This is a genomic window from Flavobacterium sp. NRK F10 (assembly GCF_024054235.1).
Classification (GTDB): Bacteria; Bacteroidota; Bacteroidia; order Flavobacteriales; family Flavobacteriaceae; genus Flavobacterium; species Flavobacterium sediminis.
This window is the reverse complement of the sequence record NZ_JAMXLC010000001.1, coordinates 1,706,209-1,728,538: the sequence shown is the minus strand read 5'-3', so window position 1 is coordinate 1,728,538 and position 22,330 is coordinate 1,706,209. Positions and strand designations below refer to the sequence as shown.

General features: G+C 35.2%; 20 protein-coding genes and 1 tRNA gene. 5 read left to right on the top strand and 16 right to left on the bottom strand.

The window, feature by feature from the left end:
- Positions 1-7 precede the first annotated feature (7 nt).
- The 8 genes from NHF50_RS07885 to NHF50_RS07850 all read right to left on the bottom strand — a co-directional run bounded on the left by NHF50_RS07885 (position 8) and on the right by NHF50_RS07850 (position 5,598).
- Positions 8-484, bottom strand: a complete 477-nt coding sequence (locus NHF50_RS07885) for a biopolymer transporter ExbD (protein WP_109569172.1) — start codon at positions 482-484, stop codon at positions 8-10.
- Positions 485-504: 20 nt separating this feature from the next.
- On the bottom strand, positions 505-1,116 hold the full coding sequence (locus tag NHF50_RS07880; protein WP_109569171.1) for a biopolymer transporter ExbD: 612 nt from the start codon (positions 1,114-1,116) through the stop codon (positions 505-507).
- 2 nt (positions 1,117-1,118) lie between these two features.
- Complete coding sequence (locus NHF50_RS07875) at positions 1,119-1,532, bottom strand: hypothetical protein (RefSeq protein WP_109569170.1); 414 nt, start codon at positions 1,530-1,532, stop codon at positions 1,119-1,121.
- Positions 1,533-1,561: 29 nt separating this feature from the next.
- Positions 1,562-2,371 carry a MotA/TolQ/ExbB proton channel family protein gene (locus tag NHF50_RS07870; RefSeq protein ID WP_109569169.1) on the bottom strand — a complete coding sequence of 270 codons (810 nt, stop codon included), beginning with the start codon at positions 2,369-2,371 and terminating at the stop codon, positions 1,562-1,564.
- Between the two features lie 75 nt (positions 2,372-2,446).
- Positions 2,447-2,537 (bottom strand) — tRNA-Ser (locus NHF50_RS07865).
- Positions 2,538-2,613: 76 nt separating this feature from the next.
- Positions 2,614-3,651 (bottom strand): asparaginase, encoded by a 1,038-nt coding sequence (locus tag NHF50_RS07860; RefSeq protein WP_245896559.1) that lies wholly within the window; start codon positions 3,649-3,651, stop codon positions 2,614-2,616.
- Positions 3,626-4,771, bottom strand: coding sequence for a 1-acyl-sn-glycerol-3-phosphate acyltransferase (locus NHF50_RS07855; RefSeq protein WP_252775621.1), 1,146 nt, complete (start codon positions 4,769-4,771; stop codon positions 3,626-3,628). Before NHF50_RS07855 ends, NHF50_RS07860 begins: the two co-directional genes overlap by 26 nt.
- 59 nt (positions 4,772-4,830) lie before the next feature.
- Positions 4,831-5,598 carry a TatD family hydrolase gene (locus NHF50_RS07850; RefSeq protein WP_252775619.1) on the bottom strand — a complete coding sequence of 256 codons (768 nt, stop codon included), beginning with the start codon at positions 5,596-5,598 and terminating at the stop codon, positions 4,831-4,833.
- A 114-nt stretch (positions 5,599-5,712) separates the two neighbouring features.
- Between NHF50_RS07850 and NHF50_RS07845 the strand changes: the two genes are divergently transcribed.
- A complete protein-coding gene (locus NHF50_RS07845) occupies positions 5,713-6,150 on the top strand; it encodes a retropepsin-like aspartic protease (RefSeq protein ID WP_109569165.1) in 438 nt (145 codons plus the stop codon).
- A 61-nt stretch (positions 6,151-6,211) separates the two neighbouring features.
- Positions 6,212-7,213 carry a hypothetical protein gene (locus tag NHF50_RS07840; protein ID WP_109569164.1) on the top strand — a complete coding sequence of 334 codons (1,002 nt, stop codon included), beginning with the start codon at positions 6,212-6,214 and terminating at the stop codon, positions 7,211-7,213.
- Positions 7,214-7,284: 71 nt separating this feature from the next.
- Here the strand turns inward: NHF50_RS07840 and NHF50_RS07835 are convergent, their stop codons facing one another.
- Complete coding sequence (locus tag NHF50_RS07835; protein WP_109569163.1) at positions 7,285-8,241, bottom strand: NAD-dependent epimerase/dehydratase family protein; 957 nt, start codon at positions 8,239-8,241, stop codon at positions 7,285-7,287.
- A 224-nt stretch (positions 8,242-8,465) separates the two neighbouring features.
- Here NHF50_RS07835 and NHF50_RS07830 point away from each other — a divergent pair, with 224 nt between their 5' ends.
- From NHF50_RS07830 to mfd, 3 genes are all read left to right on the top strand, one after another.
- Positions 8,466-9,074: a hypothetical protein gene (locus NHF50_RS07830; RefSeq protein ID WP_252775617.1), complete on the top strand. Its 609-nt coding sequence runs from the start codon at positions 8,466-8,468 to the stop codon at positions 9,072-9,074.
- A gap of 30 nt (positions 9,075-9,104) precedes the next feature.
- Positions 9,105-11,390 (top strand): hypothetical protein, encoded by a 2,286-nt coding sequence (locus tag NHF50_RS07825; RefSeq protein WP_252775614.1) that lies wholly within the window; start codon positions 9,105-9,107, stop codon positions 11,388-11,390.
- Between the two features lie 138 nt (positions 11,391-11,528).
- Positions 11,529-14,828 (top strand): transcription-repair coupling factor, encoded by a 3,300-nt coding sequence (gene mfd / locus NHF50_RS07820; protein WP_245896564.1) that lies wholly within the window; start codon positions 11,529-11,531, stop codon positions 14,826-14,828.
- A 51-nt stretch (positions 14,829-14,879) separates the two neighbouring features.
- On the opposite strand, the gene NHF50_RS07815 is transcribed toward mfd, so the two are convergent.
- From NHF50_RS07815 to NHF50_RS07785, 7 genes are all read right to left on the bottom strand, one after another.
- Positions 14,880-15,527: a hypothetical protein gene (locus NHF50_RS07815; protein ID WP_252775613.1), complete on the bottom strand. Its 648-nt coding sequence runs from the start codon at positions 15,525-15,527 to the stop codon at positions 14,880-14,882.
- Between the two features lie 64 nt (positions 15,528-15,591).
- Entirely contained in the window at positions 15,592-15,993 is a 402-nt protein-coding gene (locus NHF50_RS07810) for a hypothetical protein (RefSeq protein ID WP_252775612.1), read from the bottom strand.
- A gap of 338 nt (positions 15,994-16,331) precedes the next feature.
- Positions 16,332-18,398, bottom strand: a complete 2,067-nt coding sequence (locus NHF50_RS07805) for a M48 family metallopeptidase (protein ID WP_252775610.1) — start codon at positions 18,396-18,398, stop codon at positions 16,332-16,334.
- 366 nt (positions 18,399-18,764) lie between these two features.
- Positions 18,765-19,367, bottom strand: coding sequence for a hypothetical protein (locus NHF50_RS07800; RefSeq protein ID WP_252775608.1), 603 nt, complete (start codon positions 19,365-19,367; stop codon positions 18,765-18,767).
- Between the two features lie 15 nt (positions 19,368-19,382).
- Complete coding sequence (locus tag NHF50_RS07795; RefSeq protein ID WP_252775606.1) at positions 19,383-19,895, bottom strand: hypothetical protein; 513 nt, start codon at positions 19,893-19,895, stop codon at positions 19,383-19,385.
- A gap of 105 nt (positions 19,896-20,000) precedes the next feature.
- Positions 20,001-20,579: a hypothetical protein gene (locus NHF50_RS07790; protein WP_146193398.1), complete on the bottom strand. Its 579-nt coding sequence runs from the start codon at positions 20,577-20,579 to the stop codon at positions 20,001-20,003.
- A 12-nt stretch (positions 20,580-20,591) separates the two neighbouring features.
- Positions 20,592-22,190 (bottom strand): hypothetical protein, encoded by a 1,599-nt coding sequence (locus NHF50_RS07785; protein WP_252775604.1) that lies wholly within the window; start codon positions 22,188-22,190, stop codon positions 20,592-20,594.
- Positions 22,191-22,330 lie beyond the last annotated feature (140 nt).

Sequence of the window (22,330 nt, the reverse complement as noted above, 5' to 3'; positions counted from 1 at the left end):
GTTAAAATTATTCTCCAACCGGATTACCCGATGTTGTTGTATAATTAACTTTTAATTGATCTACTTTACGTAATTCTGTTTTGATATCCTGAACAAGACCCATTTTTACTTCTTTATCTATTTTCAAAGAAGCCGTTAAATATTTCTCATCTTCAGAGTTTCTTGAAGCTCTTTCTGTCATTACGAAATTCCTGATATCGTTCACAGAAGAGATCTTATCATTTAACTGAATACGATCTGATGAACCCAAACCTGATCTGTAATTTGCTTTAGGTTTACCGGCATAAATATACATTACGTATTGTTTTTTATGCAATTTAGCTGTTTGATCTGCTTTCGGCAAACGATTTTCAATCTTCAAATCGCTATCTTTCATAGTTGTAGCAGTCATGAAGAAGAACAAAAGCATAAATACAATATCCGGCAACGATGCTGTAGATATCGCAGGTAGTGAGCCTGATTTTTTCTTTTTAAATTTAGACATACTTTCTAAAATTTAAAGGATTAATAGTTCTTTTTCGGTTCTGCTTCAGAAAGACGCATTGGATACATATTCTGAATTTTTTCCACTTTTGGTTTTAAGTCATCAACTAAACCTTCAACCGCTTTAGAAGCCGGATCGTTATAAACATACTCCATTTCTCTGTATGTTTTCCCATATCTTTTCATAGCTTCTCTGTCTCTTAAGAAATAATAAGCAGCCACTAACTCATTTTGCACGGCAATATAAGTTTCATAAGTAGTCTGTCCGTCATTCATTAAAGAGATCACTGCTTCATCAGGGTCGTCAGAAGACTGCGGGTTTCCTTTTCCTTTACAATACGAACAATTCCCTTCCCCGTTATTATCTAAGAAATCGATTGCCGCTTGTCTTAGTTGTTTAATATTCATCAATTGCTCGTTCACTAACAACTGATTGTCTTTATTAACTAAAACACGCATAATGTTTCTCTCATTGATCGGCGGAGCCGGCGGGTTTTCTTCATATCTAGGCAAAAGACGGTTGATCCCCTGGTCCACTCCGATGGTAGTTGTAACCAAGAAGAAAATCAAAAGCAGGAAAGCAATATCTGCCATGGAACCGGCATTTACCTCTGGTGCTTCTCTTTTTGCCATAATTATTTTTTAATTTTATTAAAACCAGTCCACAACATTGTTCCGACAGCAACAATTGCTAAAAGATAAAATGTATTCAAACCGGTACTTACTAGTTTAGATGTCGTTCCTGATACTACTCCACTGTTTGTTTTAACTTCAGAACTATCTGCTAACACAAAAGAGATAACCACCACAGCCAAGAATAAACCAACTGAAACAAGTGTTTTCTTAAGTGTCTCTTTTTTAGAAAAGAGATTTTTAACTACATATATCACTACTACAGCAACACAGGCAGCAAAAATAAAATACGATACGTTAATTAGAGGAGATATCCACGCGCTGTCTTTGTCTTCTGAAGCCAAGATTCCACCAAGGAATACAAGACTCAAAACACTTATTATAACAGCTATTATTTTTACAATTTTATGTAACATATCAATGAATGTTAAGGTAAAATGAGTTATTATTTTTTACTGTAATCTGATAAGATATCGATTAAGCTGATAGAAGCATCTTCCATATCATTTACGATTGAATCGATTTTAGCAATGATATAGTTATAGAATACTTGAAGAATAATCGCAACGATCAAACCGAATACAGTTGTCAATAACGCTACTTTAATACCACCTGCTACTAAAGACGGCTCCATTGATCCTGCTGATTCAATTTGGTCAAACGCCTCAATCATACCGATTACCGTACCCATGAACCCTAACATCGGAGCAAGAGCGATAAACAATGAAATCCAAGAAACGTTTTTCTCTAATTGTCCCATTTGTACACCACCGTAAGCTACGATAGATTTTTCAGCTGAGTCCAAACCGTGAGAATAACGATCTAAACCTTGATAGAAGATAGACGCTACAGGACCGGCAGTATTTCTAGCTACTTCTTTAGCAGCTTCAACACCTCCAGAGTTCAAAGCACCTTCAACTTCTGAAACTAATTTTTTAGTATTTGTTGTAGAAAGATTCAAATAGATGATTCTTTCGATAGCAATAGCTAAACCTAAAATCAAACAGATTAATACGATTCCCATGAAGCCAGGTCCACCCTCAATAAATCTTTTCTTCAACTCTTGAGTAAATGTTACATTCTCAACAGTCTGATCGTCTGTCGCTTCTTCAACAACTGCTGCTTCTTCAGTTGTAGCTGCAGCTTCCTGTACTTGTTCCGTTGCAGGCGCTTCTGTTGCTGTAGAATCTTGAGCTTGAACATTTCCAAAAGTCATAAGCCCTGTGATTGCCAAAATAGAAAATAATCTTTTCATCGCTTTTGTTCTTAAAATTTAATTAGTTAATTGGGTTTAAAAGTATAAAATATTTATTTAATTTAAAATTATTTCTGGCAGAGAGGAAGGGATTCGAACCCTCGATGCCCTTTTGGAGCATACACACTTTCCAGGCGTGCGCCTTCGACCACTCGGCCACCTCTCTTTCAAAATTACATTTTGATTTCAAGGACGCTAAATAACGTAAAATTTCTCATCTATGAAAATTTTAACTTCTTTTTTTAATACATTTCGCCTCTTAACGAGGTTTCAAATATGGTTTTAAAAACATCTGTAGCTATTTTTTGACCTAACAAATACATTAGTTTTGTAACAGCCGCTTCCGTTGTTATATTATGTCCTGAAATAACCCCTATATTCTTCAGTTGCGTACTGGTTTCATATTGTCCCATCGTTACGGAACCTCCGCTACATTGTGTAACATTAATAACGCAGATATTCTTTTTTATTGCCTTCTCTATTTCTTCAACAAACCAATCCTCTGATGGTGCATTACCGGAACCGTATGTTTCCAGCACAATTCCTTTTAGCCCCTGAATGTTAAAAATCGCCGACAGTACTTCTCTGTTCATCCCCGGAAACAACTTGACAATGATGACATTATCATCAAAAGTCTTATTTACTTTCAACTTCTTGTTCCCCGTCTTTTTTAAAAGGATATCCTTATTTACTTTTAAATGAACTCCTGATTCTGCTAATTCAGGAAAATTAGGCGATGTAAAAGCATTAAAATGTTCTGCGCTTATCTTTGTAGTTCTGTTTCCGCGGTATAATTTGTATTCAAAATACAGGCACACTTCCTGAATCACCGATTTTCCTTTTTCCTGTAACGAAGCTATCTGGATAGCCGTGATCAGGTTTTCTTTGGCATCAGTACGCAAATCTCCGATAGGCAACTGCGATCCTGTAAAAATCACCGGTTTTCCTAAGTTTTCCAACATAAAACTCAATGCTGAGGCACTATATGACATAGTATCCGAACCGTGTAACACGACAAAACCATCAAAATCAGAATAATGTTCTTCTATGATCGTGGCTAGTTTTTTCCAATGTTGCAAGCTCATATTAGAAGAATCGATAGGTTCTTTAAAGGAAACCGTATCTATTTCGCAATCCAACAATTTAAGCTCAGGAATATTTTTAAGTAGTTTTTTAAAATCAAACGCTTTGAGAGCACCGGTATCGCTGTCTTTTACCATACCAATTGTCCCTCCGGTATAAATAAGTAATATTTTAGCTTTCAAAACCTGCATTCTCATACCTCATTTTATTTACAACCGGATTAGCATACATTGCCAGGAAACCTTTTCGAAGTGTATCATTGTCTGCATCTATTCGCATTTCTAATCTGCGTTCAAACAATTGCTTTTCTTTTTCTGAATATTGATCCCTGAAAAGCTGCGTTTCATTTAACAGGTCATACGCAATAAAATTAGTTGGCCATAATCTGTATGATTTCAAAATAGAATCATCAATAACCTGCGCCAATGCCTGAATTTGTTTGTTCACATTTTCGTTTTCAGCTTTAATATTTTCCAGTTCACGATCCAAAACATCTCCTACATGAATATGGATTCGCTTCTTCTGCCCTATAATTCCGCTGATCAGGTTAACAAAATCTTCATTTTTTTCTTTCACATACACCTCATCTTTAGCTTGCGCCAATAATTGCGGCATCTTCAAAGCATCAGTAGGGTCATATTCATAAGAAATAGAAACCGGAACTATTCTCAATTTTCTGAAATAATCCATACAATTCTCTTTTCCGGCTGCCATAGCGATCATCTTCAATACCCCTTGATGTGTTGCGTCATTTCCGTCCTTAGTTCTGCCTTCTTTTTGTGCTACCCAAACCGAACGGTTCTCTTTTGCTAAAAGCTGGTAGATATATTCAGACATCACTTTAGAGCTCTGTAACAGTTCTCTGGGAGGAAGATTTCTTTTCACCAAAAAATTCCTGTTTAACCGGGAAAGTTTTAGTAAAATATCTTTCTGAACCAGGTTATCTCCTATTGCTGAAGCCGTCATGACCAATCCATGGTCAAACAATGAAACATTTAACAAAGATGTATCTAAGATTATGTCTCTGTGATTAGAAATAAAAAGATAAGAAGTATTGGGTTCTAATTTTTCAAAACCGGATGTTGTTAAGCCGTCTGAACTTTTTTGCAGTACCTTTTGAATGGATTCGTAAACAAAATTTACCTGAAAATCACGAATAGAATGCGTTCTCTTTAATTGTTCCTGCCAAATTTCGTCTCCGACATCAGGGTAGGTAAAGTTCATCATTGCCTTCATCATAGGATGATTGATAACGGAACGTAAAGCTTCATTTACTTCTGAATCATAATAAGGACGAATGGCATCAAATTTTGTCATAATAATAAAAACAAAGCACAAAAAAACGAAAAAAATAATTAACTCCGTTTATCAATTCGTTAAATTCCAAAAACAGCCTTTGCGTTTTGAGTTGTTACTTCAGCAACTTCCTGAGGGGAAACGGTATAAATATGAGCTAGTTTTTCTGCAATCAAAGGAATATAACTGCTCTCATTTCTTTTTCCTCTATAGGGAACGGGAGCTAGATAAGGAGCATCTGTTTCTAAAACAATGTTTTTCAGATCTATTTCATGTAAAAACTGGTCAATCTTACCATTTTTAAATGTCACAACCCCTCCGACCCCTAATTTCATATTACAGTCTACTGCCCTGATCGCTTGTTCTTTATTTCCGGTAAAACAATGAAATATCCCTGACAAACTTTCTCCTTTTTCCTCTTCTAAGATCTCAAAAACCTCATCAAATGCATCTCTACAATGAATATTAATAGGTAATTGGTGTTTTTTTGCCAATTGTATCTGATATTGAAAAGCTTCTTGTTGTTGTTTTAAAAAGGTTTTATCCCAATACAAATCAATTCCTATTTCGCCTACGGCATAAAATGTTCTTGAAGCCAGTTCTTTTTCTACAAAAGCTAACTCTTCTGAATAATTTTCTTTTACGTGGGTAGGGTGTAATCCCATCATCAAAAATACATTTTCCGGATACTCTTTTGCTACAGCATACATTTCTGCCGAATAGGACGAATCAATAGAAGGCACAAACATTTTAGTCACTCCTGCATTCAGAGCTCTCTGCATCATTGCTGCTCTGTCTTCTTTAAAATCTTCCGAATATAAATGGGTATGGGTATCTATTAACATCATTCTTATACTTTTCTTTTCCGGCGCAAATTTACAAAGATAAAACCAAGTTTACCCCACTCTAATATTAAGACTTTCTTCACTTTTTAAAAATGAAAAAATCACTATGTTTGACCCATGGAAGATTTACAAGACTTTTTAAAAGAAAATAAATATAAAAAAGTCCGTTTTAAAGTTTTAAAAACCCAACACTTATTAGTTAAAGCTAAAATAAACGGAATCAGTGGTATTTTTATTTTAGATACCGGTGCGAGCAACAGTTGTGTAGGCTTTGAAGGAATTGAAAAATTCAAACTAAGATCAGAAGAATCGGAAACCAAAGCCTCAGGAGCCGGCGCTACCGGAATGAATACATTACTCGCCAAGAACAATATTTTACAAGCCGGCAGGTGGAAAGATAAAAAACTGCACCTTATTGTTTTTGACATGAGTCATGTAAACAATGCTCTTGAGCAATACAAAATAAAACCTGTAGACGGAATCATAGGAGCCGACATTCTTTTAAAAGGCAAAGCTATTATCGATTACTACAATCACTTACTGTTTTTGAAGTAAGCTTTAAGAAAATACGCAACCTTTTTTGTTTTTCCTCATCTAATAAGAAAAACAAAATGCTATGAAAAAGATTTTTAAATTAAACCGTACAGCGCAATTAATTGCCTTTTCAGCGCTTCTTTCACTAACAGTCAGTTGTAGCGATGACGACTCAACAGACACCAACCAGAATATCCCGACAGCTCAGGAATTCAGCTCTGTAAGAGAAGATGCTTTGCTTTCCATCACACAAGATTTCCAATTCGACGCTTCTGACGGATACGTTAATTTAACTTCTGAAAAAGGGGTTTTTCTTACTATAAACACTAATTGTTTAACCCTTAACGGCAATCCGGTTAGCGGAACCATAGATCTGGAATACGTTGAGATCTTCAGCGGCGGAAACATGATCGTTACCAACAAACCTACTATGGGCTTAATGAATGACGGAAATAAATCATTATTACTTTCCGGCGGTGAATTTTACATTAATGCAACTCAAAACGGACAAACATTAGAACTTAGCTGTCCTATTACCATAAACATCCCTACTTCTTTGACAAATCCGGGAGGCGATCCTAATATGACATTATGGGATGGTACAATTGACGAAAACGGAAACCTTACTTGGGATGAACAAGAAGATACAACCGGTAATCAAAATATTTTCATAGAAGGCCAAGGAGATACAGCTACTTATTATGCGTATTTTGACTCTTTTGGTTGGACCAATGTGGATCAGTTTTACAGCGATCCTAATCCTAAAACAACGATACTTGCTTCCGTTCCAAACGGATATGACAACCAGAACTCCGCTATTTATCTGCATTATGACGGAAAAGGAAATGCTCTGGCATTATTAGATACTTATGATCCTGTTACCGGATTATTCTCGGAACATTACGGACAAATTCCTATCGGATTAGATTGTCACATCATTTTTACTACAGAAAGTAACGGTCAATGGCGTTACGCCATTAAAGAGGTTACTATTGAAGCTAATGCAGTTTACAATTTCACTTTATCGGAAACTGTTTTGGGTACTGAACAAGAATTAATTGATGCTATAGATGCTCTGCCTTAAAAAACTGAAATAATTTCGGATTAATTATACTTTACTTTTAATGCAAAAAAAGCGGTCAAATGACCGCTTTTTTATTCTGTATAAATATTATTCTTTAACTGGGTAAACATTTCTGTCGTCATCGATTCAATATCAAAATCATTTTGCCAACCCCAATCTTTTCTGGCAGCAGAATCATCTATACTCGCCGGCCAACTATCTGCTATTTTTTGTCTGAAATCAGGTTCATAGTCAATAACAAAATCAGGATAATGCTTTTGGATCTCTTCCGCAATTTGTTTTGGTGTAAAACTCATAGCTGCTAAATTATACGACGACCGGATCTTTATCTGATCAACCGGAGCCTGCATAATTCCGATAGTAGCTTTAATCGCATCATCCATATACATCATCGGCAATTCTGAGTTTTCAGATAAAAAGCTAGTGAACTGTCCCTCCGCCATCGCTTTATGGTAAATATCCACAGCATAATCTGTTGTTCCTCCTCCCGGTTCCGTACTCCAACTGATCAAGCCCGGATAACGTATACTTCTTACATCAACACCATATTGTGCATGGTAATACTCGCACCATCTTTCCCCGCATTGTTTTGAAATCCCGTAAACAGTTGTCGGTTCCATAATGGTGTATTGCGGTGTATGATGTTTCGGTGTAGTTGGTCCGAAAACAGCAATACTGGAAGGCCAGAAAACCTTCTGGATTTTCCCGGCTTTAGCCAAATTTAAAACATGAAATAAAGAATTCATATTCAAATCCCAGGCAAATGCCGGATTCTTCTCTGCTGTTGCCGAAAGTAATGCAGCCATCAAATAAACATCTGTAATCTCATATTCCTCTACTAAATGTTCAATCTGATTGTAATCCAGCGCATTAACTACTTCAAAAATTCCGTTATTCACCACATCATTATTCAGTTTCCTGATATCAGAAGCCACTACATTTTCCACTCCGAATGTTTCACGTAATTTTGCCGTGAGTTCAGTCCCTATCTGACCACATGCTCCAATGATAAGAATTTTAGTTTTCATTTAGCTAAATTTGCAAACAAATATAGTCCATTTAGAAATATGTTTTTCATTGTCGTTTAAAATATTTTCACAAAAAAAGGCTAATTTGTATTATATTTTCAAAACAACGGCTTAAAAATAAATATTCAATAATTTACAACTCAAACTCAGCCAATTTGTTAAGAATTCCTTTTAATCGAAAACCATTAATCAAACATTTGTATTTTTGCTTAAATTCATGAAGCATGAAAAAACTATCAATCGTTTTATTATTTATAGCAAGCTTTCTTTTTTTAACCAATTGCCAGAACTTCTCAGACAAAAGAGAATTTGCCCAAAAAGAACAGGCTAAAAAAGACTCTATTTTTACTTCCATTTCTAAAAAATGGCATTTTGATTTCCCTTCTGCAAAGCCGGAAGTAAACCAAGCTATGACCGATTGGAATCAATGGGTACAGTTCAAACAAGAGCTACAACAAAAACCCAAAACTTCTTTACTAGCCTTTCAGATGAAAGTTAAAAATGTATCTGCTAAATCCGATAGTCTGCATCTTACGGTTCCGGATGATTTTAACAACCCTCAGGTAAGAAGCAGACTGATAACCCTTGATACTAAGATCAAATCACTTGACACTTATATCCATTTACAAAGCATTCCTGAAAAAAAGGTTTTAACTCTTATTTCTGAGATCAATGAAGAGATCAAAGGCGTATATACCCAGATGGATGAAGTTGTTATCAAAAAAGCGATCCCAAAAGAAATTGGTGAAGAAGAAATGCTAAGAGCTCTTGACACAACTCGAAATGCTAACTTTGACAAGATGCAGGATGCCATGCAAAAAACTGAAGATTAATTTGTTACTTTTACACAATAATGTGACAGGATGAAAAAAATACAACTCTTAGTGTTATTAGGACTATGGTCAATCGTAGCTAATAGCCAAAATATCATTTTTGAAGACAATGCTTCTAATTATTCCGGTAGTTGGACAAATGGTAGTAATTCAGGAACCGGATTCACAGCTTGGGATCTATGGACACAGAACACTGACGCTTCTAATTTTGCGGGACATTTTTTAGCTAGCTCAGTAAGTAACGGATTCGGTGATATTGATACAAGCGGCTCTTCTTTCGGAATGTATGGAAACCCAAGCGGTTTAAATGTTCAGGCCAATGCTCAGCGTTTTTTGAACAATACCGGTTCTCCGGCAGTAAGCGGAAGAGAATATTTGCTTACCGGGCAATCTTTTTCTATTGATCTGGCAATTGCTTACAGAAACGGCTATAAAGGCATCGATCTGATGGATCAAAATTATACAATTCTATACAATTTCAACGTGGGAAATGATCTGTACAGCACTACCGATTCTTCAGATTTAGGGTGGGCTTACGACCAGAATTCCGTTTTTAACCTTACTGTCCATCAATTTGACACCAATTCGTACGAGGTTGTGATTACACGAGGAACGGATACTTATTCTTCAGGTTCAAGAACCGGACAATTTTCAGGCTTTAAACTTTATGTAGGCAATACAACCGACGGAAATGCCTTAAACAATTTATACTTCAACACTTTAAAAGTGGAGGAATGTGCCATGGTTACAACTTGGGACGGCTCTACCTGGGACAGAGGAATTCCTTCCGCTAAAAAACAGGTTGTTTTTTCCGGAAATTATGCGGCAACTTCAGATCTTACTGCTTGTTCCGTTCAGGTAACTAATAATGCTACTGTCACAGTAAATAGCGGCATAACCATTACTACCGAAAATGAAGTTCTTGTGGATAGTGGTGCTGACTTCATTTTTGAGAACGATGCAGCTCTTCTTCAAAACAATGAGCTCGCTGTCAATACCGGAAACGTCACCTACAAAAGAGATTCTTCGCCTATGCGCATCTACGAATATACCTATTGGGGATCGCCGGTTAGCGGACAAGTCTTACATACCTTTTCTCCCCTTACTTTGGCTGATAAATTCTTTTCTTTTAATTCGACGATCAATAACTGGGTTGGTGAAAATCAAAACAATATTATGACTCCGGGAAAAGGATATGCGATCAGGGCTCCGCAAGGTTATAATTCCACGCCGCAAACTTTTAACGGTGAATTTATAGGGACGGCTAATAATGGTAATTATACTTTTTCACTTGTTGACCACAGTATTGCCGGAGCGTATAATTTTGTCGGAAACCCTTATCCTTCTGCCATTAGTGTCGCTTCATTGATTGACAATTCCACTGTTGGTACTTTATATTTCTGGACACATAATACCGCTATAAACGGCGGACAATTTACTTCGGATGATTATGCTGCAAGAACCAAATTCATTGGAACGGCTGCTGCTTCCGGAGGAACAGCTCCCGGAGCTTATGTTTCAGCAGGACAAGGTTTCTTTGTTTCTTCCAATGCATCTACTACCCTTACTTTTACGAATGCTATGAGAGTATCCGGCAATAATTCTCAGTTCTACAGAAATGTTAGCAGTTGTGCAGATCCCAGTCTTTATTTTTATTGGTTAAACTTAACCAATACGGGCGGAGCATTTAAACAAATTGCTGTCGGATATCTGGAATGTGCCACCAATGGTTATGATAACGGTTTAGACGGTATCCATTCAGCCGGACAATATATCAGTTTCTATTCTATTATCCCGAGTTATAATTTAGCCATTCAATCAAGGGCTTACCCTTGGGATATAAATGACAGTATCCCTTTAGGTTATGTTTCTAACATTACCGGAAACACTACTTTTCAGATTGAATTTGATCACGGAGATACTTTTTTTGATGATAAAGACATTTTTCTTGAAGATACGGAAACCAACACTTATCACAACCTGAAAACAGGTCCTTACAGCTTCAACACTAACGAAGGAACCTATAACAATCGTTTTATTTTACATTACCTGAACAATGCTTTAGGCACTCCTTCTTTTAATTCTGAAAATTCGGTTATGCTATTGAACCATTCTGATTCTTTAGAAATTTATTCTCAGGACAGCTCTATTCAGGAAATCCTTGTTTTTGATGTTAGCGGACGAACTATTCTACAAGAAAACACAATACATTCCGGACGTTATAATCTACCAAAAAATGTAGCTCAGGAACAAGTGATCTTTATTAAAGTTACTTTAGAAAATGGTATGATCGTTAATAAAAAATACATATTTTAACTTTTATTTGACAAAACTTAACCATCGACTAACTCCAATTAGTGCGATGGTTTTTTTATTTTTGTACCTCTTATAATTAATGTTTTGAGCAAAACCGATATTTTACATTTATACGAAAAGAGCGGAACGGTTTCTGCTATTAATGAAGCACTTACCAATCGAAGAAAAATAGATGTGACCGGACTTACCGGGTCTTCTCTTTCGTTTGTCCTTACCGCTTTATTTCGCAAAAGCGAACTACCTTTTCTATTACTCTTCAATGACAAAGAAGAAGCTGCCTATTATTTGAACGATCTAGAAACACTGATCAATAAAGACGATGTGTTGTTTTATCCGGGTTCTTACCGCAGGCCTTATCAAATTGAAGAGACGGATAATGCCAATGTATTGCTTCGTGCTGAAGTTCTGAACCGGATCAATTCCCGTAAAAAGCCGGCCATCATCGTTTCGTATGCTGAGGCTGTTTTTGAAAAAGTGGTAACCCGAAAAGAACTGGAAAAAAATACGCTCAAAATTCAGACCGGTGAAAATTTATCTATTGATTTCATAAATGAAACCTTATTTGAGTACAACTTTAAGCGTGTTGATTTTGTAACGGAACCCGGTGAGTTTTCTGTTCGAGGGGGAATTGTCGATGTTTTTTCTTTTTCTAATGATAATCCGTATCGTATAGAGTTCTTTGGTGATGAAGTAGACAGCATCAGAACATTTGATGTGGAAACCCAACTTTCCGTTGAAAAGCTAAAGAAGATCAGCATTATCCCTAATGTTGAAAACAAATTGCTACAAGAGAACAGGGAAAGTTTTTTAGAATACATCCATGAAAAAACAGTATTAATCGTTCAAAACACTGAGTTTTTAGGTCATCAGCTCGATAAGTTATTTACTAAAGCTAATGAAGCATTTGAAAAACTATCAACTGATATTAAACACGCCACGCCGGAAGAATTATTTGTTAATCAAAGTTCTTTTCTGAAAAGAGCTTTGGATTTTTCAGTTATAGAATTAGATAAAAAACCAGTTTTTAAAACGGATAGGTCTTTTACGTTTCATACTTTACCTCAACCGTCATTCAACAAACAGTTTGACCTGTTATTGAATAACCTGAATGAGAATCACTTCAACGGTTATACCAATTATCTATGTTGTTCTAATGAAAATCAGGCTTCTCGTTTTCATGATATTTTTGAAAGCATAGACGAGCAGCAACATGAAAACAATCGCAAACAATATAAAACCATTGTACTCCCTTTATACCAAGGGTTCATAGATGAAGAAAACCGGATTGTTTGTTATACAGATCATCAAATCTTTGAACGGTATCACAAATTCAACATTAAAAACGGTTATTCCAAAAAGCAAACCATCACGCTAAAAGAGTTGACCTCACTTTCTGTCGGGGATTACGTAACACATATAGATCACGGGATCGGGAAATTCGGCGGACTGCAAAAAATTCAGGTTGAAGGTAAAACTCAGGAAGCTATCAAACTGGTTTATGCCGACAATGATATTGTCTATGTAAGTATTCATTCTTTACATAAGATATCTAAATATAACGGAAAAGACGGAGCGCCGCCCAAGATTTACAAACTGGGTAGTAACGCCTGGAAAACCCTAAAGCAAAAAACCAAAGCCCGGGTTAAACATATTGCTTTCAATCTTATTCAGTTGTATGCTAAAAGACGTTTGGACAAGGGTTTTCAGTATGCTCCTGATAGTTATTTACAGAAAGAATTAGAAAGTTCCTTTATTTATGAAGATACTCCGGATCAAATAAAAGCTACTGCCGATGTAAAGACCGACATGGAAAGTGAAAGACCAATGGATCGGTTGGTTTGCGGAGATGTAGGTTTCGGAAAAACAGAAGTTGCCATAAGGGCTGCTTTTAAAGCCGTTGATAATGGAAAACAGGTTGCTATTTTAGTTCCTACTACTATTTTAGCTTATCAACATTACCGTACTTTCTCAGAACGGTTAAAAGACATGCCGGTTACAGTTAGCTACCTGAATCGTTTCAGAAGTGCCAAACAAAAATCAGAGACTTTAAAAGGCTTAGAAGAAGGCAAAGTAGATATTATTATCGGGACACACCAACTGGTGAATAAAAATGTGAAATTTAAAAACTTAGGCTTATTAATCATTGATGAGGAACAAAAATTCGGTGTAAATGTAAAAGACAAATTAAAAACGATCGCTACTAATGTTGATACCTTAACCTTAACAGCAACACCTATTCCGCGAACGCTTCAGTTCTCGTTAATGGCTGCCAGAGATTTATCGGTTATTACTACTCCGCCGCCTAATCGTTATCCTATAGAAACGCAAGTGGTTCGGTTTAATGAAGAAATCATACGCGACGCTGTTTCGTATGAGATCCAAAGAGGCGGACAGGTTTATTTCATTCACAATAGGGTTGAAAACATCAAAGAAGTTGCCGGTATGATCCAGCGATTGGTTCCGGGAGCTAAGGTTGGCATAGGTCATGGTCAAATGGAGGGCAAAAAGCTAGAAGAACTAATGCTCGCTTTTATGGAAGGTGATTTTGACGTTTTGGTAGCCACAACCATTATTGAAAGCGGCCTAGATGTTCCTAATGCGAATACTATCTTTATTAACAATGCAAATAATTTCGGTCTTTCTGACCTGCATCAGATGCGAGGGCGAGTTGGTCGAAGCAATAAAAAGGCTTTTTGTTATTTTATCACTCCTCCTTATTCGGCAATGACCGATGAAGCCCGTAAACGTATACAAGCTTTAGAGCAATTCAGTGAATTAGGAAGTGGTTTTAACATTGCCATGAAAGATCTTGAAATTCGTGGTGCTGGTGATCTTCTGGGTGGTGAGCAAAGCGGTTTTATCAACGAGATCGGTTTTGATACCTACCAAAAAATAATGAATGAAGCTATTGAAGAGCTTAAAGAAAATGAATTTAAAGATCTGTATGAAGCTGAAAACGACATTGAGACCAAAGAGTTTGTAAAAGAAATTCAGATTGATTCTGATTTTGAATTGTTATTTCCCGATGAGTATATCAATAATATCACAGAGCGTTTAAATCTCTATAATGAACTAAGCAATATTAAGACTGAAGCTGAACTTGAGGTTTTTGAACAACAGCTATCGGATCGTTTCGGTTCGTTACCTAAACCGGCCGTTGCTTTACTCAATAGTGTTCGGATTAAATGGAAAGCCACTGCAATGGGTATTGAAAAGCTGGTTTTAAAACAAGGTAAAATGGTAGGTTATTTTATCAGTGACCAGCAAAGTGATTTTTATCAAAGCAACCGTTTTATGAAAGTGTTACAGTTTGCCCAACAAAATGGCAACATCTGTAAAATAAAAGAAAAACAAACCAAAAACGGTTTGCGCCTTCTTTTGACTTTTGATCATGTAAAAAGTATTAATAAAGCATTAGAATTATTAAAAGCTTTTTAGCCTTTATAATATAAGTGAATGACAAAGGTTTTTTCAGAAAAAACCTTTGTCTCAACTTTCAAAGAAAGGACATTTTTTTATTCTTAAATCTTTGCTTTCTTTTAAATTCAGCACCTTGTTTATTGTATTATCTTCTTTATTTGTTTTGTCCTCTTTTTTATATTCAATCAATTCAAAACCGTAATTTGCTTTTTTGTTTTCAAACCGGATAATGCTTCCGTTGAATTGCTTGGTGTTAAAAATGCAAGGTTGTATATACCATGGCAACTCTTCAGTAACGTAAACGGCAATATTATTGTCTTCTGAGACATATTTAATTGCTTTAAATCCTAAAATTTTCTTCTCGATCTGCGTTTTTTTAAACGTTACTTTATCATATTTAAAGTTTTCCTGATTATCAAGTTTATAACTAACGACTCCGTTCTGATAATTTATAAAGATATTTTCGTCTCCACTTACATTTGATACAATCCCGTCATTATTTAAACTCTCCGTCGTTTTAAGAAAACATACTTTGCTAGTAGATACAAAATTATAGACCAACCCACCTAAAAAATAATCTCCTATTTGGGACTTGCTATCTATTTTTAACTCCTTGCTTAAGTTACTAATCATTTTATATTTAGCACTATAATACGAAGTTGTTTCATTCGTAAAACCAGCGAACAGATATACTATTACCAATAATAACCCTTTCATTTCTAAAAAATATTTTCTTATAAAAATTAAGTGGGAATGAACTTCCCACTTAACTTCTTACTAATTAATTAAATATATTGGCATTATTTAAGTCATCGATAAACTTATCATCAAACTCTCCTGTTTGTAATACCGGATCCTTTAAATCGGTTTGTACATATACAATTTTTCCTTTGGGATCAGTTGCTGCCGAAGCTCTGAATGTTTGAGTTCCTGAACAGTTTCCGGACATTGTAACGGTACCGTGAATTGAATTCACTCTCGGAGGGATAATATCGTAATCTACTGTTATATCATAGTCTACAACACAGCCCCCGCTTAATGTTATAGATCCTTTAATATTTTTTACTCTTTTCAGAATTGTAGAAAGTTCTGAATCATGCTTTGGATTTACTCCATTGTTAGCCATCATCAAGCTTGATGAGAAAAGGAAAAGTAGAGCTGGGATAAAAAATAATTTTTTCATAAAATAAATGTTTGATTGTTACTATTATAAAACAAACCGGGACTAAATAAATAAAAGCATTTGCAATTCTTTTTTACCTATCTTGTATATGATAATTACTTCCTTTTTCTAATTAAAGACCTTACGTTGGCCGAACGTTGAAGTTTTAAATAAAAACAAGTAAATATTTCATGCAAAAACTAATAAATAAATAAAGTACTACACTTTGTTTGTTTCAAATATATAACACTATTGTGTTAAATCGTATACATTTTTTATGTAAATTATGTTAAATTTATATTTAACAATATAAAAAATCTGTCATTATAAAAGACTTTTAAGCGTTAGTGTATCCAGACTTAACATAAACTTTCCTGATACTTCAGTATAGTACTCCAACTTTTCTTTTCGACTCTGCCACAGCTTACAATAGCATTTTCCAGCTGTCCCATGATCACATTTATTTTATTATTTTCAAATAATCTGCCATAAGCCTCTTCCATTTTACCTTTTTCAAAAATGGCTTTTTTCAATTCATCTGACGAATTAATATTTGGCAGTACTACAAAGGGAAAATTATCAAATTCTTCAACTTTAGCGTTTATTCCTTTAACATGCGCTTTGATCTCGTTTGATAAATCATCTACTATTTGTTGTGTTACCTGTCCCATTTGTTGCAATCTGTTAATTTCACTCAGCACAAACTTTCTAACACCTAACAGATGTCTATAGAAATCAACAATTTTTTGGTGTTGCTCATAATATTCTAATAGTAGTTTCTCTTTTCCTGCTTGTTTTGCCTGACCATAAAAGAAACTGACAAAATCTTTATCCCAGTTTACAAAGTTTTCATTAAACATTCTTTCCCTATCACTTAGAAGGATGTCGTATACTGTTTGTATTGTTTTTTTAGTGTACTTTACATCCTTATAAAGAATTTCTTTCTGCTTGGTAGTACCGGAAGCTATTTCGTTGCATTGTTTCATCAGAGCTTCTGTTTCTTTTACCGGAACCATCAATCTTTTTATTTCTTCCTTTAATTCGGTAAGGGTCGTTTTCTTTTCTTGGTTTTCCAAATCATTAAATGACGGAATGCTAATAAATCGGTTTAAAAAAGTTTCTTCGTAGAGTGAATCAAACTGATTGTCTTGATTTTCAGTTTCTAAGAAAGAATCAAATTCTTCTGTGGTTGCAAAAACATTTGGTTTTTTTCCCAAGTATTGGTTGTACACTAATAATGTCAACTGTTCCTGCAATTTTTCTTTATCATCAAACAATACCCAAGCCGGTCGACCATCTGTATCTGATTTTATAAAAGGAGATTTAGCATTCGCCTCTCTCAGATTACCCGGCGGATGCGTAGCGTACATACTTACTTTTGCATTTTCATGACCGGAAAAATATTTTATATTCCCGAATTCATCTGAAGGCAATTTTTGTTTTTTGTCATCAAGTCCGCTTTTTGCCAAAGCTGTATCGTTATGGTTGTATAAGTTAGCAGAGTATATATTATTTTTGGAAGCATGGTAAGCCGAATCTATAATTGCATTCCAATTTGTAAATCCGTGTTCCAGTTTCCATAATGCCGAAACAATAGATTCGCTTCCGGCTACTTTTACAGCTACTTTGTCAGCATTGAATTCCATTTCCAGTGACAAAAGAGAATTCATCCTGTTCAACAAAAGGTAAAAAAGTTTCAGGATATTTCTGATGATCCATATCAGTGGCGTTATGACCCAGGCGGCAAATGAAAGCCGAATATCCGAGCTTCTCCATTGGTCCAGAAAATCATCCCAACTGTCTCTGTTATAAATCATATCGTGAATTATAGTATTTGCACTGTGGATATAGCTTCCTATTTTCATACTTCTTTGGGAAAAGTGTCCGAACTCGTGAGCAATCACGGCTTTGAACTCGCTAACATTCAACGTACTGACTAGACCGAGACCAATAGTTAGCTCTTTTCTCGTCGGAAAGAACAAACTCAACCACACATTTGTATACGAAACATAGGCGTTCACATCTGGGTCAATAAAAATATTCTTGGGCTTGGGGGCATTTGCTTCTTTACAGATAAATTCTATAAAACTATACAACTGCGGATATTCTTCTTTTGATAATTTGATCCGGTTTTCCGGTTTTACATTTTTTAATTTAAAAATAAACTTAAAGGTAAAGATCAGCAACATGACTGATCCGGCAATAGCTCCTACCTTCATTAAAATAGTCAATTTATTTATCCTTCCCACATCATAGGTTATTGCCCAATAAACCAGATAGCATAAGGCTGTAACCAAGGAAATGTATAATATGAAAAAGAAAAAAATGGAAAAAATGGCTAATGTTGCTTTCAACATATAGCTCTTAGGTAGCTTAACCAGGTCCTTAGGCACATCTTTAGGTGCTGAAACAAAAGCAGTATTCATAAAAATTTATTTACACCGAATTTATCAAATTCCTTATGAAAAACAAAAAGTCCCGAAAATAAATTCGGGACCAGATGTTCTTAAAAAAAGAAAATTACTGCTATTAACCATTACAAATATACAACCTTAAATGTTAAATAAATGATTTTTAATTATTAATTTCCTTTTAAAAACGATTTTATTTCACAAAAAACAAAAAGTCCCGAAAGGATTTCGGGACTAGATGTTCTTGATAAGAAATAAAAATTACTGCTATTAACCGTCACAAATATACGGCAGACCAAACCTAACTCGGATACAGAAAAAATGTATATTTTGTTAAAGTTTTTAGAAGTTTTTCCTTTATTCTGTTTTTAAGCCTAAAAACTATTGTCGCGTCAATATCAGATCTACTTTAGGTAAAAACATAGGAATATCTAACTGATTAGTATAGGAACAATCCCAATATTCATCATAAATAAAGTTTTTATATTCTATTTGATCTGTATTATTATCAATTCTATAAATATAGAATTTAGCAGAATTACTACAATTCATTTCATCTTCATAATAAAAAGAATACCCAATATTATTACCATAATATGATAAATTTATCTTATAATCATCAAAATCAACAACCTTCAAATCACTATATATCAATTGATTCGCAACTAAATCTACTACTTTAAATTTAACTTTAAGTATATCTTCATAATAATTAACATCTCCATAAGAAATTAAATGGCGGGGAAATTTAACAAACTGAAAGGTGTATTCTTTATCATTAATTATACCTATCCACGTCCCTTCCAAAAAAGACTGGACATCATTTAAATCTTTTAAGTATGCTCCATTAGTTCGTTCAAAACTTGGAGTATATAATGGTAAGACCTGACAGTTTACATTCAAACTAATCAATAACAGGCAGAGAATATTTAATAGTGTTTTCATCTTTACTTTTTTAAACGTTGGTTTTGAATTAATCCTCAAAACCAACGTTCTAAATTACTGTCTTGTTAATACAAAATCTTGAGTCGGCAAAAACATGGGAATATCTAACTGATTTTGATAAGGACAATCAAGTGTCGGAATATAATCCGAATATTCAAAACTAACATATTCTACCTGATTAGGATTAGAAGGATTCTTTATTAATTTAAATTCAATTACGTTACCACAATGTGTATCATCATCAAAAAGAGCAAAAGAATACTCATTATATTGATTATATGATAATAATTTAATTTTATAATCATCAAAATTCGTCACGGCTAAATCATTATACAACTCCTGACCTGTGATTAAATCTATAACTCTAAATTTACCTACTAGCCTATCAATGTAATAATAGTCACCATTTGGGAAATTATATGAATGATGTAGAAATACCGTAAATTGAAATGTATATTCTTTATTATTAGTTGTACCTTTCCATGTGTCTTCCCAAAAAGGCAGTACATTATCTATATCCTTTAAATAGCCTCCTGTATTAGGCTCTTCTAATGAGCTTAAAGGCAAGGTTTGACAATTTGCATAAAATGCAAATAACACAAAACAAAATGTTCTTAATAGTGTTTTCATATCGCTATTTTCCTTACAAAACCAAATTTTTATTCCCTAAAACTATTGTCGCGTCAACATCAGATCTACTTTAGGTAAAAACATGGGAATATCTAACTGGTCGGTATAGGAACAATCCCAATACCAATATTCATCATAACTAAAGTTCTTATAGAGTATCTGGTTAGGGTTATTATCATATCTTACTAAAGTAAAGTCAGCACTATTGTTGCAATGGTTCTCTTTATCATAAAAACCAAAATAGAACTCCCTTCCGTATATTACATTCCCTTTTATTATATAATCATCAAAATTAGCAAAAGAAGATTCATCATAAATCACTTGATTTGTAGCTAAGTCGGTTACTTTTAGTTTACCTACAACTTTGTCCTTAAATTCATATTCTCCATTTGGGAAAGTGATTAAATGTTGTTCAAACAACACAAAAGTAAAAGTGTATTTTTTATTATCGGCTGTTCCTTCCCATGTTCCCAACCAAAACGGAAATTCGTTGTCCAAATCTTTTAAATAAGCACCGTTGGGGTAATCTAATGTTCTATAAGGGACAACAGTAGTTACTGTCTGACACTGTACATTCAAACTAATTAATAGTAAAGTGAGGATTTTAAATAGTGTTTTCATAATTATTATGTTTTAATCGCATGGTGTTTCTTCTATTGTTAGCCCAAAAAAAGTATTTTTTAGTGTTTTTTGAGTCCATGCTATAGTATAATTGTTAATATCAGAAGTGTCTTCATTTTCCACCTGCCCTTCAAATAAAGCTACCTTATTATCAAGTTGCATTTTTTTAAGGGCTTTTAAAAACATCTTTTGTAATTGTTCTTTTCTAGCACTTAACGTAGAATATTCTCTTAGAATTTCTTTGGCTTTATCTTCATAACCTTCTTTCCAACCTCTTAAAAAAGTTTTTGTCTCTTCACTTAAAGCACCTATTGGTTCAGCAATAGTAATGGCAAATATACCTTCATTTGAAATCATTATAACAAATGCATTTTCAGGAGTATTTCCATTAGCGTTTTGACAAGTCCCTAACAATTGCTTTAAATCACCGGGTGAAAGCATTTTAATTTGGGCATCAAAAGTGTTACCATTGGTATCTGTCTCTGGCTTGTTATTATGTACATGCGTTCCATTCATAGATCCTGGAAGAATTTTCAAATGGTTCGTCCCATCAGCTACTCCGTCAACATACTGTTTTACCCCGTTAATTTCCTGTTCGCAAAAACCGGTTTCATGGTCTAAATTAAACTTTTCCGGTGTATTTAAGGCTTTAAATTTTTGTTTATATGCCGCACTGCCCGTGCCGGCTTTTATTCTGTCGCAAGGTGTTTCGGGCTCTTCTGCCGGCTCCGTTGCCGGGCTGGATATGATATCACTGTCGCCGCAACCTTTGCAGGTATCGCCTATATCTGTACTGTCGCTACTATCAGAACTACTTCCTGTTGTGCTTGTACCTCCGGCACTGCCGCCTACACCGCCCGAGGTCTCTACTCCGGTTGTGGTGGTGGTGCTTCCGCTGCTGCCGTCTGTTCCGTCATCGTAGTAATTCCAGGTGCATTCGTTGGAGACCAATACCCATTCTTCCGTGTAGAGTTCGCCACCTGTGTTGTCACCCTGGTGGGCCGGTACGACTTCCAATGACCATATTTCTACACAACTGTATTCCAGCACCATTTTGTTTAACTCGCCGCTGTTGAAGACAGAAGTGTCAAAATCTATCGGATAATAACGGGTCGTTGTGTTGTTCAGCGTTGTTTGAGACACAGCATTGTATTCGTCCTTTGAAAAACCGTATTCCACAATATACGCATCGTAACTCCCGTCGGAACGTGACGATAGCAAGAGATTTTCCAAATGGGAAGTGACCAAACTGTCCCGCGTAAGCGGAAAGTTATAGGAATGTTTCCCGGTTGTGGTATCTTCCACGTATTTCACATAAGCGGTGTTTACGGAAAAGCCGTAGGTTGAATTGTAAAGGATTCGGGAAGTACCTATCGGTGTTCCCGTTCCGGTGGCTTGTGCTTTGGTTTGCCCTGCAATCTTTTGTAATTCGTCCATAACCTTAGCATTGGACAGGATCTGTTCACTATCCAGAACCCGAATGTCAAAGCGGGAGGTTGTTAACTTGTTGTTTAGCGTTGCTTCCGAGTAGTCTTTTTCGCAGTTGGTTAAAAGTAGCACTAAGAGCCCCGATAAACTTAAGAGCAGCTTTTTCTTTCGTTTTAATTTCATTTAATAAACATTATAACCTTTTCTTTTTTCAATACGACGGCTGAAAAGGGTTTATGATCCGTTTGGGGCTTAATTCAATTTTTCCGATACATGTATTTTGTAATCGTAAGAAATCGGGATCAAATGTATAGCATTGTTCT